Raw genomic sequence first — 15,346 nt, forward strand, 5'->3', positions numbered from 1 at the left:
GTGGCGGAGCTTGGGCATGCTCAGATTCCCGTGATCAGCAGGTCGATGGCGGCGATGATGTCCAACCGCAGGTGCGCCAGGCTGCCCACCGGCTCGCCCAGCTCGCGGCGGGCGATGCCGGCCATCTGCGGGGTGAGCAGCAGCAGCGTTTCGCCCCCCACCGTCACCTCGGGCATCAGCCGCTCGATGCCGGCCAGGCCCTTGCCGCGGCTGAGCGGGATCACCACGCGGGTGTTCAGCGAGGCGAGCAGGTCGCTCTGCACATCCAGCAGCAGCGGGATGTCCTCGCGGCTGCGCGGGCTGGGGTTGCGGTACAGGTCGAACTGCGGCATCAGAAGCTCCGCAGGTCGTCGGCGAACACGCCGGCGCCGTCCACATGCTGATTGTAGGCGTCGATGGCCTGGCGGTTCTGTTCCAGCCAGCGTTGCCGCAGGCGTTCGCGCACTACGTCGGCCAGCGCTTCCTCCAGCACCGCCGAGAGGTTCACGTCCAGCTCGCGGGCCTGCTTGAGCAGGTCGCTGTTCAGGCTGAGGTTGGTGGCTTTCTTCGGGGCTTGGGGATCGTAGGTCGTGTGCATGGGAACCTCCGAGGCGGATGCGCATAGGTTATGCGCATGGTCTTGCCCGGGCAAGGCAGAAACGACGACGCCGGCCCCGGGGCCGGCGTCGCGTTCGGCGCGTGCCGCTTACTTCACGCGCTGGCCCGGCTTGGCGCCGCTGTCCGGGCTGAGCAGGTAGATTTCCTCGCCGCCGGGGCCGGCGGCCAGGACCATGCCTTCGGAGACGCCGAACTTCATCTTGCGCGGGGCCAGGTTGGCCACGTACAGGGTCAGGCGGCCTTCGAGCTTGCTCGGGTCCGGGTAGGCGCTCTTGATGCCGGAGAACACGTTGCGCTTCTCGTCGCCGATGTCCAGGGACAGGCGCAGCAGCTTGTCGGCGCCCTCGACGAACTCGCACTTCTCGATCAGCGCGATGCGCAGGTCGACGGCGGCGAAGGCGTCGAAGTTGATTTCCGCGGCCAGCGGGTCCTTCACCAGTTCGCCGTTGCCAGCGGGTTTGTTGGCGGCGGCGAGGTCTTCCTTGGAGGCTTCGATCATGGCTTCGATTTTCGCGGGCTCGATACGGGTCATCAGCGGGTTGAACGGGTTCAACTGGTGGTTGGCCAGCAGTTGCTCGTGGTCGCTCCACTTCAGCGGGGCGACGTTGAGGAAGGCTTCGGCGGCCTCGGCCAGCTTCGGCAGCACCGGCTTGAGGAAGATCACCAACTGGCGGAACAGGTTCACGCCCAGGGCGCAGATGGCCTGGATCTCGGCCTGCTTGCCTTCCTGCTTGTTCAGCGCCCAGGGCGCCTTGTCGGCGATCCAGGCGTTGGCCTGGTCGGCCAGGGCCATGATTTCGCGCATGGCGCGGCCGAAGTCGCGGGCTTCGTAGGCGGCGGCGATGCTCGGCGCGGCGGCCTTGAAGGCTGCGACCAGTTCCGGCGCCGGGTCGGCGTCCACCAGCACGCCGGCGTTGCCCTTGTGGATGAAGCCGGCGCAACGGCTGGCGATGTTGACCACCTTGCCGACCAGGTCGGAGTTGACCTTCTGCACGAAGTCCTCGAGGTTCAGGTCGAGGTCGTCGACGCCGCGGCCGAGCTTGGAGGCGTAGTAGTAGCGCAGGTATTCCGGGTCCAGGTGGTCCAGGTAGGTGCGCGCCTTGACGAAGGTGCCGCGGGACTTGGACATCTTCTGGCCGTTGACGGTCAGGTAGCCGTGCACGTTCAGCGCGGTGGGCTTGCGGTAGCCGGCGCCTTCGAGCATGGCCGGCCAGAACAGCGCGTGGAAGTTGACGATGTCCTTGCCGATGAAGTGGTACAGCTCGGCCTTGGAATCCTTGTTCCAGAAGGTGTCGAAGTCCAGCTCCGGGCGGCGCGCGCAGAGGTTCTTGAAGCTGGCCATGTAGCCGATGGGCGCGTCCAGCCAGACGTAGAAGTACTTGCCCGGGGCCTCGGGGATCTCGAAGCCGAAGTAGGGCGCGTCACGGGAGATGTCCCATTCCTGCAGGCCGGCGTCCAGCCATTCGGCGATCTTGTTGGCCACCGACTCCTGCAGCGCGCCGCTGCGCGTCCACTGCTTGAGCATGGCGTCGAAGTCCGGGAGCTTGAAGAAGTAGTGCAGCGACTCCTTGAGCACCGGGGTGGCGCCGGAGATGGCCGACTTCGGGTCCTTCAGCTCGGTGGGCGAGTAGGTGGCGCCGCAGGCTTCGCAGTTGTCGCCGTACTGGTCGGCGGTGCCGCACTTCGGGCAGGTGCCCTTGATGAAGCGGTCGGCCAGGAACATCTGCTTTTCCGGGTCGAAGTACTGGGTCACCGGGCGCGTGGCGATGTGCCCGGCGTCGCGCAGCTTCAGGTAGATGGCCGAGGACAGCTCGCGGTTCTCTTGCGAATGGGTCGAGTAGTAGTTGTCGAAGTCCACCAGGAAGTCGGCGAAGTCGGTCATGTGCTCGGCGCGCACGGCGTCGATCAGCTGTTCCGAGGTGATGCCTTCGCGCTCGGCGCGCAGCATGATGGCCGAGCCGTGGGCATCGTCCGCGCAGACGTACACCGCCTGGTTGCCACGCATCTTCTGGAAACGCACCCAGATGTCGGTCTGGATGTATTCCAGCATGTGGCCCAGGTGAATGGAGCCGTTGGCGTAGGGCAGGGCGCTGGTGACGAGGATCTGGCGGTTTTCGGACATGATGCTCAGGCCATTGGGGCAAAACGAGGGAAGTCGGTAACTATAACAGGCTGCAGGCAGCAGGCTATAGGCTACAGGTAGGAGCGAAGAGCGATCGGTGCCTGAAGTCTGAAGCCTGAAGCCTGAAGCTTGAAGCCTGAAGCCTGAAGCCTGAAGCCTGAAGCCCGAAGCCCGAAGCCCGAAGCCTGCAACCTATAGCCTGCCGCTGCTGTTAATATTCCCGCCTACCGTGCTCAGCCTTTTTTCGGGAGAACCCATGAGCGTCGTCACCCGCGCCACGGTGGAGGCCGTCCTCCGCCAGATCACCGACCCGCATACCGGCCAGAACCTGCTCGACGCCGGCTACCTGCGCGACCTCGACATCCAGGGCGGGCGCATCGCCCTGGGCCTGGAGCTGGGCTACGCCTGCGGCCTGTTCAGGAATGGCCTGGCGCAGACCGTGCAGATGGCCCTGGAAGCCCTCGACGGCGTGGACTCGGCCCAGGTGAAGGTGGACGTGAAGATCGCCGCGCACAAGGCCCAGGCCCAGGTGCCGGGCATGAGCAACGTGAAGAACATCATCGCCGTGGCCTCCGGCAAGGGCGGCGTGGGCAAGTCCACCACCGCCGCCAACCTGGCCCTGGCGCTGGCCCGCGAAGGGGCCAAGGTGGGCATCCTCGACGCCGACATCTACGGCCCCAGCCAGGGCATCATGTTCGGCATTCCCGAGGGCACCCGGCCGAAGGTGCGCGAGCAGAAGTGGTTCGTGCCGCTGGAGGCTCATGGTGTGGAAGTCATGTCCATGGCCTTCCTCACCGACGACAACACCCCGGTGGTGTGGCGCGGGCCGATGGTTTCCGGCGCGCTGCTGCAACTGATCACCCAGACCGCCTGGAACGACCTGGACTACCTGGTGATAGACATGCCGCCGGGTACCGGCGACATCCAGCTGACCCTGGCGCAGAAGGTCCCGGTGGCCGGCGCGGTGATCGTCACCACCCCGCAGGACCTGGCCCTGCTCGATGCGAAGAAGGGCGTGGAGATGTTCCGCAAGGTCAACATCCCGGTGCTGGGCGTGGTGGAGAACATGGCGGTGCACATCTGCTCCAACTGCGGCCACGCCGAGCACCTGTTCGGCGAGGGCGGCGGCGAGAAGCTGGCGGCGCAGTACGGCGTGGAACTGCTGGCTTCGCTGCCGCTGTCCATGGCCATCCGCATGCAGGCCGACGGCGGCAAGCCGACGGTGATCGCCGACCCGGAAAGCCAACTGGCGATGATCTACCAGGAAATGGCCCGCTGCGTGGGCGCGCGCATCGCCCTGAGCGAGAAGGACGCGCCGGCGATGCCGAGCATCTCCATCAGCGAGGACTGATCAAGGGCGCGGCCTGGCGGCCGCGCTCGTCATTTGCCGGACGCCATGGCCGCGGTGGCCTCAGTTGACCTTCAGCTTGCCGCCACGGCCGAGTCCGCCCTCGACGCTCTGGGCCTTGTAGTCCTGCAGGGACACGACCATCTTGTTCCAGGCATCGATGAAGGCGACCACCGTGGCCTTGCCTTCGGGCGTGCGGGAAAAGCCGCCCAGCCCCCCGCCGACGCCACCGCCGAAGCCGGCCAGCGCGGCTCCGTAGTTGGTCGCGGTCGAGTTGCCTTCGGCTGCGGCGATCTGCACCGAGGAGCGAATGTCGAACAGCGAGAGCGTGACCACCGAGGCCTTGGTTTGCAGCGCGCCGGCGAGTTGGCCGATGGCGGCGTTGCCGATCAGCCCGCCGAGGGTTCCGGCCAGGCCGCCAATGGCGGAGTCGTTGATGATGATCTGCGGTTCCAGGTAATAGTCGGCGGCGACCCGCTGGCCCTTGTGCTGTTTCGAACCGGCGCGGTATTCGCCGGATAGCCGCTGTATCTCGGTGATGCGCGAGAGGCGGGCGTCGGATCGCTGGTTGCCGATCGAGGTGATGACGAAGCAGTTCGATTGCTGTACCGCCAGGCGCAGCAGGGGTTCGATGGAGGTCATCTGCGTGGCGCTGCCGAAGGGGCCGTACCAGTCGGCCTCGCGCCCGTCGTCCACGGCGATGGTGCCCAGTGGCCTGTCGCAGCGCTGCAGCGATTGCTGCGCGCCGTTGCTGTTGCCGCCGGCCGCCGCGCCGGAAACCCCGGCATGCTGTCCCCCCGGCGAGAGCAACCCCCCGCCCAGTGCCGCGCATCCATTCAATGTGCCGGCAATGGCCGCGCCCAGCATGTATTTAACAATGCTCTTCGATTTTGATTTCATGTTGTTTTGCCGTTTGGTGTTGGGGGGTGTTTGTTCTTCTGCCAGTTGCCGTTGCGGAAACTTTCGACTTGTGACTTCCAGCTAGCGCCAGTGCCAGTCGTCATCCCGCCAATAACTGCGATAGGGATAGGCCGAGTACCAATAGCGCAGGGTCATTTCCCGCCAATCGGTCTTCCACTTGAAATAGGCGGCTTCGGAACTTTTGGCGGCGCGGGCCTGGGCCAGGAGTTGCATCGACTCCTGGTCGCCTCGGCCCGCGGCCATCGCCAGCCATTTCTCGGCTTCCTGCGGGTCGGCGCCCATTTCCTCGAGGCCGCCCAGGTAGAGGCCGCCGAGGGCCTTCTGCGCCTCCAGGTCCCCGCGCTCCGCGGCGCTGCGCATCCACTGCAGCGCCTGGTAGCTGTCCTGGGCCACGCCATCGCCGCGGAAATAGCGCAGCCCCAGGTCGTAGGCCGCGCGCGGGTCGGTGGCGGCGAGGGACAGGAGCGCGCTCGAGGCTCGGTCCGCGTCGATATCCGTGGAGTCATTGCCGGCAACTGAGGATGACGCTGGGGGCTGTTGTGCTCCACAGCCTTGTTCATCGCAAACCGGTTTCGGGTCGTTTGTCGTGCACGCAATCAGCAACAAGGGAAACAGCAGGAGGGGAATCTTTGGATTCATGGGAGTTCCCTGCGGGGCGTTTATTGTGATTTCCGCTGTAGGCAACTTATGGCGGGGCAGGGGACAAAGTATCTTTCACGTCCGGTTCAAGGTGCAGGTGAGGTTTCTTTTGAGTCTTGTGAGATTTTTCTTAAAAATTCGGAAGTATCTCGGCAATATCTGAAATACGCGTTGGCCCGCTACTCTCGTGGCCTGCATTCGTGCATTGCTGGAAGGTCTTCGGCGGCCCTGTGCGCAACGTGTTCTCGACGTTGGTCATGCAGCCTTTGCTGCCGACGGGCGCTGCCGGTAAGATTCGCGTTTCTTTTTCAGCAGCTACGGGACGCCCGCCATGAGCATCAAATCGGACAAGTGGATTCGCCGCATGGCCCTGGAGCACGGGATGATCGAGCCCTTCGTCGAGCGCCAGGTGCGCGGCGCCGACGACAGCCGGGTGATCTCCTACGGCGTCTCCAGCTACGGCTACGATGTGCGCTGCGCGGCCGAGTTCAAGGTGTTCACCAACATCCACTCGGCGGTGGTGGACCCGAAGAACTTCGACGAGAAGAGCTTCGTCGACATCAACAGCGACGTCTGCATCATCCCGCCGAACTCCTTCGCCCTGGCGCGCACCGTGGAGTACTTCCGCATCCCCCGCGACGTGCTGACCATCTGCCTGGGCAAGAGCACCTACGCGCGCTGCGGCATCATCGTCAACGTCACCCCGCTGGAGCCGGAGTGGGAAGGCCACGTGACCCTGGAGTTCTCCAACACCACCAACCTGCCGGCGAAGATCTACGCCCACGAGGGCGTGGCGCAGATGCTGTTCCTGCAGTCGGACGAGGCTTGCGAAGTGTCGTACAAGGATCGTGGGGGCAAGTACCAGGGGCAGACTGGGGTGACATTGCCCAAGGCTTGAGGCTTGAGGCGATGCGAGAAACCGGGCTCTGGCCCTAATGCCAGTCAGTTAAGCTGACTGGCATTTTCATTTTCGTGTCGAATATTTTGCTGGTCGCTGCTTCACCGTTCTCGGGAACCAGCGATCAGGTCGCCGATGAGGTAGGACATACTGCGCCGCTGAGGCCTGCAAATCTGCCAGAAATCCTGGCAAGTTACCGGGATGGTTCAGCGACGTGCCATGCAGCAAGCCCAGGATTGCCCAACTGCAGGCGGTAAAACTCATTTCGCATGGGTATACCCCCGGGCACTGCCTCGACATCTGTACCATCTGATAACGTAACAGGTTGTAGCCCAGCAGCACGCCCCACAGTTCTTGCGCAATCATCTCCGGAGTCTTGCTTCTCAGGGTGTATTCGCCGCCCAAAAGTCCTTGCTTGATCTCCCGATAGCCCAGTTCGATTTCCCAGCGCTGACTGTAAAGATCGACGATCTCATCGCCAGGGAAACGCAGCGGATCGGTCATTGAGGTCAAGACGCTCACCACCTTTCCTTTGATCGTTTTGCTCAGCAACCTCGCTCGAATTTCCAACGGCAAGTCTGGCCATTGTTTGCGAGCCTGAGGCGATGTACGCAGAACGACCTGGGCATCATTGCGCCCAAGCTTGTGCTCTACCTCATACTGAGTGCCCTTTTTCAAAGGGATCAGCCAGTGTCGATGCTCGCCGTGCGATTGCCAGTGATGCAGCAAGCCCAACGAGTAGAAACCTTTGTCGAACAGGGTCAACGAATGATTCGGCGTGGTGGCGATCAGCTGTTCTGCCAGCTTCATTTCGCTACTGTGATAGCCCTCGAAAGTGCTGCTTATCAGTAGATGGCTGGTCAGCTCCATCTGACAGACCATCCGAACTTGAGGAAAGCTGCCGTCACCATGCTGGTTGGTCGCGCTGCCGTAGCACGCACGATTTTCTGCGGTATCAGGCGTATTCCAGACAACGCCGTCCACGCCAAGCAGCGTCAATCCCAACCACTGCGGATGTTTGGTTTCTTCGTGCCATCGCTGCTGGGTCAGCGTAAAGACTTCGCGTACAGCTTCGCTACCCAGCCGCTGCCGCCCTTGCACAACAGCGCTGGGCGCCACCAGCGGCCGCTTGCCCGGTAGCATGATGTCCATGTGGTTCACGACATCCCAAGCCGACATCCGGCGGAACAACGCCATGCCGATGATGCACCACACCAGGCTTTCAAGCGGAAGACGACGCTTGCGAATGGTCGAGACACCTGCAGTCTCGAAAGCCTGTTTCACGATGTCTGGATCGAGCAAAGCTCCCAGCCCCTCCAGCGCATGAGGCCGCGATGCCATTTCGTGAGTGAGGGACAGGGCTTGTGACAGGCGCATAAAAAATCCGATGCTCGTTTCCAAGCATCGGATTTTGCGGCCTGCAGACTAAAGGTCAATGTGTCAGCCTTAACTGACTGGCATTAGGCTCTGGCCCGGTTTTTTGTTGCCGGCTGACTCTTGACCTTCAGCCTGCTCAGGACAAGCTCCCTCTCCCTTCAGGGAGAGGGCTGGGGAGAGGGGACGGACTTCGACGATACGCCGGCGCTGGGCTTGGCCCCGTTCCCCCTCCCTAACCCTCCCCCGCAAGCGGGAGAGGGGACCGTTCGGTGTGAAGCGGGGCTACATCGCTGCGAGACTATGGCGTTGCCGGCTGACTCCTGACCTTCAACCTGCTCAGGACAAGCCCCCTCTCCCCTCAGGGAGAGGGCTGGGGAGAGGGGACGGACTTCGACGACACGACGGAGCCGGGCTCGACGCCGCTCCCCCTCCCTAACCCTCCCCCGCAAGCGGGAGAGGGGACCGTTCGGTGTGAAGCGGGGCTACATCGCTCCCTGCAAGCCTACAAGTTGCCGGCTGACTCCTGACCTTCAACCTGCTCGGGACAAGCCCCCTCTCCCTCCGGGAGAGGGCTGGGGTGAGGGGAACGGATTCCGATGGCACGCCAGCGCCGAGCCTGGCACCACCCCTACTTCAGATTCCCACTGAGAAACTGCCGCAACCGCTCGCTCTTCGGCTGGCCCAGCACCTCCTGCGGCGGCCCCTGTTCCTCGACGCGGCCTTGGTGGAGGAACAGCACCTGGCTGGAGACCTCGCGGGCGAAGGCCATTTCGTGGGTCACCAGGATCATGGTGCGGCCTTCCTCGGCCAGGGCCTTGATCACCTTGAGCACCTCGCCCACCAGTTCCGGGTCCAGCGCCGAGGTGGGTTCGTCGAACAGCATGATCTCCGGCTCCATGGCCAGGGCGCGGGCGATGGCCACGCGCTGCTGCTGGCCGCCGGAGAGGAAGGCCGGGTACTTGTCCTCCACCTGGGTCGGCAGGCCGACCTTGGCCAGGTAGCTGCGCGCGCGTTCCTCGGCTTCCTTGCGCTCCACGCCCAGGACGCGGCGCGGGGCCAGGGTGACGTTCTCCAGCACCGTCATGTGGCTCCACAGGTTGAAGTGCTGGAACACCATGGCCAGGCGCGTGCGGATGCGCTGCAACTGCGCCGCGTCGGCCACGCGCATGCCGCCGGGGCTGGCGACCATGCGGATTTCCTCGCCATCCAGGCTCATGCGGCCTTCGTCGGGCTGTTCGAGGAAGTTGATGCAGCGCAGGAAGGTGCTCTTTCCCGAGCCGCTGGCGCCGATCATGCTCACCACGTCGCCGGTGCGGGTCTCCAGGGACACGCCCTTGAGCACCTCGTTGTCGCCGTAGCGCTTGTACAGGCCTTCGATCTTCAGTGTGGTCATGGAGTCCTCAGGTTACGACCGCCGCGCGGCCGGGATGGGTTCAGCCATGGCTGGGGCCGAGGAAGGCCAGCCAGCGGCGTTCGGCGAGGCGGAACAGGCCGACCAGGGTGAAGGAGGTCACCAGGTACAGCGCCGCGGCTATGCCGAAGGACTGGAAGGAGAGGAAGGTGGCGGCGTTGGCGTCGCGGGCGATCTTCATGATGTCCGGCACCGTGGCGGTGAAGGCCACGGTAGTGGAGTGCAGCATGAGGATCACCTCGTTGCTGTAGTAGGGCAGCGCGCGGCGCAGCGCCGAGGGCATGATCACGTAGCGGTACAGGCGCCAGCCGCTCAGGCCGTAGGCGCGGGCCGCTTCCACCTCGCCGTGGGCGATGTTGCGGATGGCCCCGGCGAATATCTCGGTGGTGTAGGCGCAGGTGTTCAGGGCGAAGGCCAGCAGCGTGCAGTTCAGGCCGTTGCGGAAGAAGGCGTCGAGGATCGGCTGCTCGCGCACCGCCGCCACGCTGTAGATGCCGGTGTAGCAGACCAGCAACTGGATGTAGAGCGGCGTGCCGCGGAACACGTAGGTGTAGAACTGCACCGGCCAGCGCAGCAGCGGGTTGCGCGAGACGCGGGCGATGGACAGGGGAATGGCGAAGGTGAAGCCGAAGGCGATGGACACCGTCAGCAGCCAGAGCGTCATGGCCAGGCCGGTGATGTGGTAGCCGTCGTTCCAGAGGAAGGCCTTGCCGTACTGCTGCAGCAACTCGATCATCGCAGGGCCTCGCGCACGCCGATGGCGTAGCGGCGCTCAAGGGCGTTGAGCACGATGTTGGAGACGGTGGTGAAGAGCAGGTAGATGGCCGCCGCCACCAGCAGGAAGAACAGCAGGCGGTAGCTGCTCTTGCCGGCATCCTGGGCGGCGCGCACCACGTCGGAGAGGCCGATGATGGAGACCAGCGCGGTGGATTTGATCAGCACCATCCAGTTGTTGCCCACCCCCGGCAGGGCGAAGCGCATCATCTGCGGGAAGAGCACGAAGCGGAAGCGCTGCAGGCGCGTCAGGCCGTAGGCGCTGGCCGCCTCCAACTGGCCGCGCGGCACGGCGAGGATGGCGCCGCGGAAGGTCTCGGTGAAGTAGGCGCCGTAGATGAAGCCGAGGGTGATGATGCCGGCGCTGAAGGGGTCGATCTCGATGTAGTCCCAGTCCATGTAGTCGGTCAGGTCCGCCAGCCAGGTCTGCAGGCTGTAGAAGATCAGCAGCATCAGCACCAGGTCGGGCACCCCGCGGATCAGCGTGGTGTAGCAGGTGGCGGGGAAGCGCAGCAGCCTGGAGCCGGACAGCTTGGCGCTGGCGCCCAGCAGGCCGAGGGTCACCGACAGCAGCAGCGAGCAGATCGACAGCTTGACGGTCATCCAGGTGCCGTCGAGGAGGATGGAGCCGTAACCCTTGAGGCTCATGGTCTCGGCCAGGGTACGGAAGAAGTCCTGGAGCATGCGCAGGAAACTCCTTGTGCCTTGTCAGCAGAATAGACCGCACCCGGCCGTCTTGACGGCAGCCGGGTACGGTGGGCGCGGGTCAGTCGTTGTAGATGTCGATGTCGCCGAAGTATTTCTTCTGCAGCTTGTCGTAGGTGCCGTCGGCGTGGATCGCCTTGATGCCCTTGTTGATCATCTCGCGCAGTTCGTTGTTGCCCTTCTTGATGCCGATGGCGATGTCGGCCGGCATCAGCGGATCATGCACCGGCTTGCTGATCTCGAAGCCCTTGCCCTGGTCGGTGGTGAGGAAGCCCTGCTCGGCCTGCAACATGTCCTGCAGCGATACGTCCAGGCGCCCGGACACCAGGTCGGCGTAGACCTGGTCCTGGTTCTGGTAGCTCTTCACGTTGACCCCGGCCGGCTCCAGCTTGGCCTTGGCGAAGGTTTCCTGGATGGTGCCCTGCTCGACGCCGACGGTCTTGCCCTTGAGCGATGCGGCGGTGGCCTCCAGGCCCGAACCCTTCTTGCTGATCATCGCGGTGGGGCTGGTGAACAGCTTGTCGCTGAAGTCGATTTCCTTCTGGCGCGCCTCGGTGACGGTCATCGAGGAGATCACGCCATCGAACTTGCGAGCCTTCAGGCCCGGGATCATGCCGTCGAAGTCGTTGGCCATCCACACGCACTTGACCTTCAGGTGCTCGCAGATGGCGTTGCCCAGATCGATGTCGAAGCCGACCAGGCTGCCGTCAGGCGCCTTGGATTCGAAGGGCGCGTAGGACGGGTCGGTGGCGAAGCGGATTTCTTTCCATTCCTTGGCCTGCAAAGCTCCGGCGCCAGCCAGCAGCACCAGGGCGGAGAGGGTCAGCCATGCTTTTTTCATCGGTTGGAATCCTTGGTGGTTGATTCAAGCAGTGGAACCAAAGGCATAACATCAATGTGACAGCAAGTTTCGAACCAGAGGCGCAACCACGGGCCTCGGCGGTAGGAGACGGACGACAGGCGCGTTCCTACGACAGGTATAGCAGCCGGTCGGGGAAGGGATGCCCCATGACGGGGCGAGGAGGCGGGGTTTTCGGTAACAGCCTGGTGCGCCGGTTGTGGCGTGGGCAGCAAAAAAAGGCACCCGAGGGTGCCTTGAAGATGATCATGGAGTAAGTCGACAGATCCGACCCGCCGGCGCGGCGGAAGTTCCGCGCCGCGCGCTCATTTCTGCGGGACGAGGGTCAGGCGCTTGCTGCCGTAGACGCGGTCGAGGTTCTGGCTCTGGAACGGGAAGCTCATGTAGTCGCCCTTCAGCCAGGCGTCGATGCCGTCGGCGTAGTGCGGGCTGGCCGGGTTGCCGGACTGGCCGCTGCTGTTGAGCCCGAGCATGGGCTCGCTCTGGCCGAAGTCGACGACGATGCGCATGGCCGGGATCAGCCAGGTGTCGAAGTTCTGGCCCCAGTTGTAGGCGGAAACGTTCAGCGTGCTGTGGTCGCCGCCGGCCGGGTAGGGGCCGCGGTCCAGGTAGCCCTTGATGGCGCCCAGGCCGGCGCGCTGTCCGGCGTCCAGGTAGGGCGCCATCTTGGTGCTGTCGCTGACCCAGTTGTAGGTGTGCAGCTTGCCCCACTGCCAGGCATGACGGTCGCTGCCCAGCTTCTGCTCGCAGAAGGCGGTGGCGGCGGCCAGGCTGCGCGCGAGGATGGCTGGCTTGTCTTCCTTCTGCGGCGTTTTCACGTCGTCCCAGAAGGGGCTGTCGTCGCGGCCCAGCAGGTGGTCGGCCTGGGCCGAGTAGGAGAGGTCGGCGTTCTGCACGAAGGCCTTCCAGGCCGGGCTGTCTTCCGGGCCGAGTTCGTCGAGGAAGATCTGCTTCGCGCTTTCCTGCAGGAAGGCCTCGTAGAGGGCGGCGTCGGCGGAGCTGGCGGAGAGCTTGCCGTCGAAGGCCATCAGCCGGTCCAGGGCCTCGCGGGCGCGCTCGCGCTGGCCCTCGGGCAGCGCCTGGATCGCCTGCTTCAGCGGCGCGGCCATGCCGGGCGCGTCGAGCATGCCCTGCAGCTTGGCGGCGAAGGGCGTGGTCTGGTCGTACTGCATGGCGATCATGCTGCGCGCGTCGTGGCGGTTGCTGGCGTTGGCCAACTGGGCGATGCGCTCGGCGCGTTCGGGGTAGTACCAGGAGCTGGACAACTGCGCGCCATAGCCGGGCTGCACCGTGCGGTTGTTGGCGGTGCCCAGCCAGCCCTGCTGCGGGTCCTGGTCGGAGGGGTGGAGGATCGGGTCGGCATAGCCGTCCCAGTCGTAGCGCCCGTCCCAGCCGGGGGAGGGCAGCAGGCCGCGGCCGTCCTTGCGGTTGGGGAAGCGCCCGGTGACCTGCCAGCCGATGTGCTTCTCGTCGGCGAATACGATGTTCAGCGGCATGGCGCGGACTTCGCGGGTGGCGTCGAAGGCCTGCTCGACGCTCTTGGCCCGGGACAGGTCGAAGAAGGCGTCCAGGCTCTTGTCCGACACCGCCTGGATGCTCTGGTAGGCCAGGCCGTAGCCGCTGGACAGCGGTAGTGGCTGCAGGTCGTTCTTCTTCGCACCCAGCAGGGCGCTGTTGAGCAGTGGGCCGTGGCGCGTCTCGTAGATGGTCTCGCGCACCGGGCGCTGGCCCTTGATGAAGAAGGTCTCGACGCGCTCGCTGGCCGGCTTCCACTGGCCGTCGGCCAGGTAGTAGAGCTTGCCGCCCTGGCGCCGTACCTGTTCGAGGAAGACGTCCTGGTTGTCGCCCATGACCATGGTCATGCCCCAGGCCAGCTTGCCGTTGAAGCCGGCCACCACGCCGGGCACGCCGGCGATGGTGACGCCCGCGGCGCTGTACTTCGGCGAGCGGATCTGCATGAAGTTCCAGATCGACGGCATCGACAGCGGCAGGTGGGTGTCGTTGGCCAGCAGGCTCTTGCCGCTGCGGCTGCGTTGTGGGGCGATGGCCCAGTTGTTGGAGGCGGCCACACCGAGCATCTGCAGCCCGGCCACGGCCTCGGCGGCGCCACCGACCTCGGCCAGGCCGGGAATCTGCCCGGCGAGGTTCAGGCCCTTGAGCTTGTCGGCCTCGGCGAAAGGCAGTTCCTCGTCGGGGTAGATGGGCGTGAGCCAGGCGAGCTTCCCGGCGCCGACCTTCTGCGCGAGCACCAGCGAGTCCAGTTCCTCCTGCAGGTTCACCGCCAGGCCGAAGTTGAGCAGGGCGAAGACCAGCGCCGAATCCTCGGGTTTCCAGTATTCCGGGCGGTAGCCGGACTCGGCGATGTCCATCGGCAACTTGTCGCGGTAGCGGAACAGGTAGGCGTTGACGCCGCGCGCGTAGGTTTCGAAGAAGCGCTTCAGGCGCGGCGAGGAGCCGGTGTAGAGGGCATTGGCGGCCTGCCTGAGGTTGACCGTGCGCATGAAGCGGTCGATCTCCAGGGCTCCCGGCCCGACCATCTCCGACAGCCGCCCCTGGGCCATCAGGCGCAGGCCGACCATCTGGCCGATGCGGTCGCTGGCATGCACGTAGCCCATGGCGAAGAGCGCGTCGTGGAAGGTGCTGGTCTCGATCAGCGGCATGCCCAGGGCATTGCGGCGCACCGACACGCTTTCGGCCAGGCCCTTGATCGGTTGCACGCCGGAGGTGGGCGGCAGGCTGTCGGCGTAGCGGTCGTTCAGCCAGGTCTGACAGCCAGTCAGGCTGACGGCGGCGCTGAGGGTGGCGGCGAGGCCGAGTCGGGGAAGCGGGCGGAAGGCTCGCGAGGCCATGGAAGTGTGCTCCTGCACAGGGGCTTGCGGAAAGCCGCTACGTTAGAGAGCCGCGCACCTTCGCGCAAGCCGCGGGGGCAGGGAATTCGCGGGGTGTGGGTGGTTCGGGAGGGTGGGCGCGGGGATGCTCGCGATGGGTGTTCGTGCCGCCGGGGCGTCCGGCGTGGCCGGCGAGTCCAATCGCGGACGGAGTCCGCTCCTACGCTGCCCCACCCGCGCCATTCCCATGTAGGAGCGCGCCCTGCGCGCGATTCGCGGGCAGGGCCCGCTCCTACAGTTCCCAGGAAAGCTCCGTAGGATGGGTTGAGCGAAGCGATACCCATCACCACGGCAGCATGGGTATCGCAAGCTCAACCCATCCTACGAAGAGCACCTCGGCGCAAGACAGTTGCTCCTACCCCACCGGCACACAAGGCCTCGTAGGATGGCGTTGAGCGAAGCGATACCCATCACCACGACCGCATGGGTTTCGCCGAGGCTCAACCCATCCTACGAAAAGCGCCTTGGCGCAGTCGGCACTACGATCACCGGGGAGGCATGGCATTTCCCTCGTGGGAGCGGATTGCTCCTATAGGGGGCTTTTGTGCCCGCCGGAAACGAAAACGCCGTTTCCCCTCACGGAAGAAACGGCGTTCTCACCTAGCCCACCCGCCTCAAGCGCCGTGGCACTTCTTGAACTTGGCGCCGCTGCCGCAAGGGCACGGATCGTTGCGGCCAACGTCCTTCAGCGGATTACGCACCGGCTCGTGGCTGTGGTTGCAGTGCGGGCCGTGCACGTGGTGATGATGGTCATGATCATGGTCGTGGTTGCAGTCGGGACCATGTACATGGGGTTCCTGGCTCATG

14 protein-coding genes are annotated in these 15,346 nt (G+C 64.8%); 2 read left to right on the forward strand and 12 right to left on the reverse strand.

The window, feature by feature from the left end; all coding sequences use genetic code 11:
• Positions 1-20: 20 nt before the first annotated feature.
• From PcP3B5_RS06985 to metG, 3 genes are all read right to left on the reverse strand, one after another.
• Positions 21-332 carry a CcdB family protein gene (locus PcP3B5_RS06985; RefSeq protein ID WP_061560885.1) on the reverse strand — a complete coding sequence of 104 codons (312 nt, stop codon included), beginning with the start codon at positions 330-332 and terminating at the stop codon, positions 21-23.
• Entirely contained in the window at positions 332-577 is a 246-nt protein-coding gene (locus tag PcP3B5_RS06990) for a type II toxin-antitoxin system CcdA family antitoxin (RefSeq protein ID WP_043272502.1), read from the reverse strand. The genes PcP3B5_RS06985 and PcP3B5_RS06990 overlap by 1 nt, the downstream gene beginning before the upstream one ends.
• Positions 578-685: 108 nt before the next feature.
• Complete coding sequence (gene metG, locus PcP3B5_RS06995; protein WP_061560886.1) at positions 686-2,719, reverse strand: methionine--tRNA ligase; 2,034 nt, start codon at positions 2,717-2,719, stop codon at positions 686-688.
• A 256-nt stretch (positions 2,720-2,975) separates the two neighbouring features.
• Here metG and apbC point away from each other — a divergent pair, with 256 nt between their 5' ends.
• The gene (gene apbC, locus PcP3B5_RS07000) at positions 2,976-4,070 is read left to right on the forward strand and encodes an iron-sulfur cluster carrier protein ApbC (RefSeq protein ID WP_058488715.1); all 1,095 of its coding nucleotides are present in this window, start codon (positions 2,976-2,978) and stop codon (positions 4,068-4,070) included.
• Positions 4,071-4,130: 60 nt separating this feature from the next.
• Here apbC and PcP3B5_RS07005 read toward each other — a convergent pair whose 3' ends face one another.
• Complete coding sequence (locus PcP3B5_RS07005) at positions 4,131-4,967, reverse strand: hypothetical protein (RefSeq protein ID WP_061560887.1); 837 nt, start codon at positions 4,965-4,967, stop codon at positions 4,131-4,133.
• Between the two features lie 81 nt (positions 4,968-5,048).
• Positions 5,049-5,627: a tetratricopeptide repeat protein gene (locus tag PcP3B5_RS07010; RefSeq protein ID WP_061560888.1), complete on the reverse strand. Its 579-nt coding sequence runs from the start codon at positions 5,625-5,627 to the stop codon at positions 5,049-5,051.
• A gap of 331 nt (positions 5,628-5,958) precedes the next feature.
• On the opposite strand from PcP3B5_RS07010, the gene dcd reads away from it, so the two are divergent.
• Positions 5,959-6,525 carry a dCTP deaminase gene (gene dcd, locus PcP3B5_RS07015; protein WP_009620709.1) on the forward strand — a complete coding sequence of 189 codons (567 nt, stop codon included), beginning with the start codon at positions 5,959-5,961 and terminating at the stop codon, positions 6,523-6,525.
• Positions 6,526-6,591: 66 nt separating this feature from the next.
• Here dcd and PcP3B5_RS07020 read toward each other — a convergent pair whose 3' ends face one another.
• The 7 genes from PcP3B5_RS07020 to PcP3B5_RS30545 form a co-directional block, all read right to left on the reverse strand.
• Entirely contained in the window at positions 6,592-7,902 is a 1,311-nt protein-coding gene (locus PcP3B5_RS07020; protein WP_043268243.1) for an IS4 family transposase, read from the reverse strand.
• 628 nt (positions 7,903-8,530) lie between these two features.
• Positions 8,531-9,295, reverse strand: a complete 765-nt coding sequence (locus tag PcP3B5_RS07025) for an ABC transporter ATP-binding protein (RefSeq protein ID WP_009620708.1) — start codon at positions 9,293-9,295, stop codon at positions 8,531-8,533.
• A 40-nt stretch (positions 9,296-9,335) separates the two neighbouring features.
• Positions 9,336-10,049 carry an ABC transporter permease gene (locus PcP3B5_RS07030; protein ID WP_061560889.1) on the reverse strand — a complete coding sequence of 238 codons (714 nt, stop codon included), beginning with the start codon at positions 10,047-10,049 and terminating at the stop codon, positions 9,336-9,338.
• Positions 10,046-10,771 carry an ABC transporter permease gene (locus tag PcP3B5_RS07035; RefSeq protein WP_043272507.1) on the reverse strand — a complete coding sequence of 242 codons (726 nt, stop codon included), beginning with the start codon at positions 10,769-10,771 and terminating at the stop codon, positions 10,046-10,048. Before PcP3B5_RS07035 ends, PcP3B5_RS07030 begins: the two co-directional genes overlap by 4 nt.
• An 82-nt stretch (positions 10,772-10,853) precedes the next feature.
• Complete coding sequence (locus PcP3B5_RS07040) at positions 10,854-11,633, reverse strand: ABC transporter substrate-binding protein (RefSeq protein WP_009620702.1); 780 nt, start codon at positions 11,631-11,633, stop codon at positions 10,854-10,856.
• A gap of 323 nt (positions 11,634-11,956) precedes the next feature.
• Positions 11,957-14,500, reverse strand: a complete 2,544-nt coding sequence (locus PcP3B5_RS07045) for a penicillin acylase family protein (RefSeq protein ID WP_061560890.1) — start codon at positions 14,498-14,500, stop codon at positions 11,957-11,959.
• 653 nt (positions 14,501-15,153) lie between these two features.
• Positions 15,154-15,345: an SEC-C metal-binding domain-containing protein gene (locus tag PcP3B5_RS30545; protein WP_009620699.1), complete on the reverse strand. Its 192-nt coding sequence runs from the start codon at positions 15,343-15,345 to the stop codon at positions 15,154-15,156.
• Position 15,346 lies beyond the last annotated feature (1 nt).

The sequence above is a fragment of the Pseudomonas citronellolis genome (assembly GCF_001586155.1).
GTDB lineage: Bacteria > Pseudomonadota > Gammaproteobacteria > Pseudomonadales > Pseudomonadaceae > Pseudomonas > Pseudomonas citronellolis.

What these genes read in the sequence shown, in the direction of transcription:
- apbC (WP_058488715.1), top strand. Translation starts at nt 2,976, where the DNA reads ATGAGCGTCGTCACCCGCGCCACGGTGGAGGCCGTCCTCCGCCAGATC.
- PcP3B5_RS06990 (WP_043272502.1), bottom strand. Translation starts at nt 577, where the DNA reads ATGCACACGACCTACGATCCCCAAGCCCCGAAGAAAGCCACCAACCTC.
- PcP3B5_RS07020 (WP_043268243.1), bottom strand. Translation starts at nt 7,902, where the DNA reads ATGCGCCTGTCACAAGCCCTGTCCCTCACTCACGAAATGGCATCGCGG.
- PcP3B5_RS07045 (WP_061560890.1), bottom strand. Translation starts at nt 14,500, where the DNA reads ATGGCCTCGCGAGCCTTCCGCCCGCTTCCCCGACTCGGCCTCGCCGCC.
- PcP3B5_RS07025 (WP_009620708.1), bottom strand. Translation starts at nt 9,295, where the DNA reads ATGACCACACTGAAGATCGAAGGCCTGTACAAGCGCTACGGCGACAAC.
- metG (WP_061560886.1), bottom strand. Translation starts at nt 2,719, where the DNA reads ATGTCCGAAAACCGCCAGATCCTCGTCACCAGCGCCCTGCCCTACGCC.
- PcP3B5_RS06985 (WP_061560885.1), bottom strand. Translation starts at nt 332, where the DNA reads ATGCCGCAGTTCGACCTGTACCGCAACCCCAGCCCGCGCAGCCGCGAG.
- dcd (WP_009620709.1), top strand. Translation starts at nt 5,959, where the DNA reads ATGAGCATCAAATCGGACAAGTGGATTCGCCGCATGGCCCTGGAGCAC.
- PcP3B5_RS07005 (WP_061560887.1), bottom strand. Translation starts at nt 4,967, where the DNA reads ATGAAATCAAAATCGAAGAGCATTGTTAAATACATGCTGGGCGCGGCC.
- PcP3B5_RS07040 (WP_009620702.1), bottom strand. Translation starts at nt 11,633, where the DNA reads ATGAAAAAAGCATGGCTGACCCTCTCCGCCCTGGTGCTGCTGGCTGGC.
- PcP3B5_RS07010 (WP_061560888.1), bottom strand. Translation starts at nt 5,627, where the DNA reads ATGAATCCAAAGATTCCCCTCCTGCTGTTTCCCTTGTTGCTGATTGCG.
- PcP3B5_RS07030 (WP_061560889.1), bottom strand. Translation starts at nt 10,049, where the DNA reads ATGATCGAGTTGCTGCAGCAGTACGGCAAGGCCTTCCTCTGGAACGAC.
- PcP3B5_RS07035 (WP_043272507.1), bottom strand. Translation starts at nt 10,771, where the DNA reads ATGCTCCAGGACTTCTTCCGTACCCTGGCCGAGACCATGAGCCTCAAG.
- PcP3B5_RS30545 (WP_009620699.1), bottom strand. Translation starts at nt 15,345, where the DNA reads ATGAGCCAGGAACCCCATGTACATGGTCCCGACTGCAACCACGACCAT.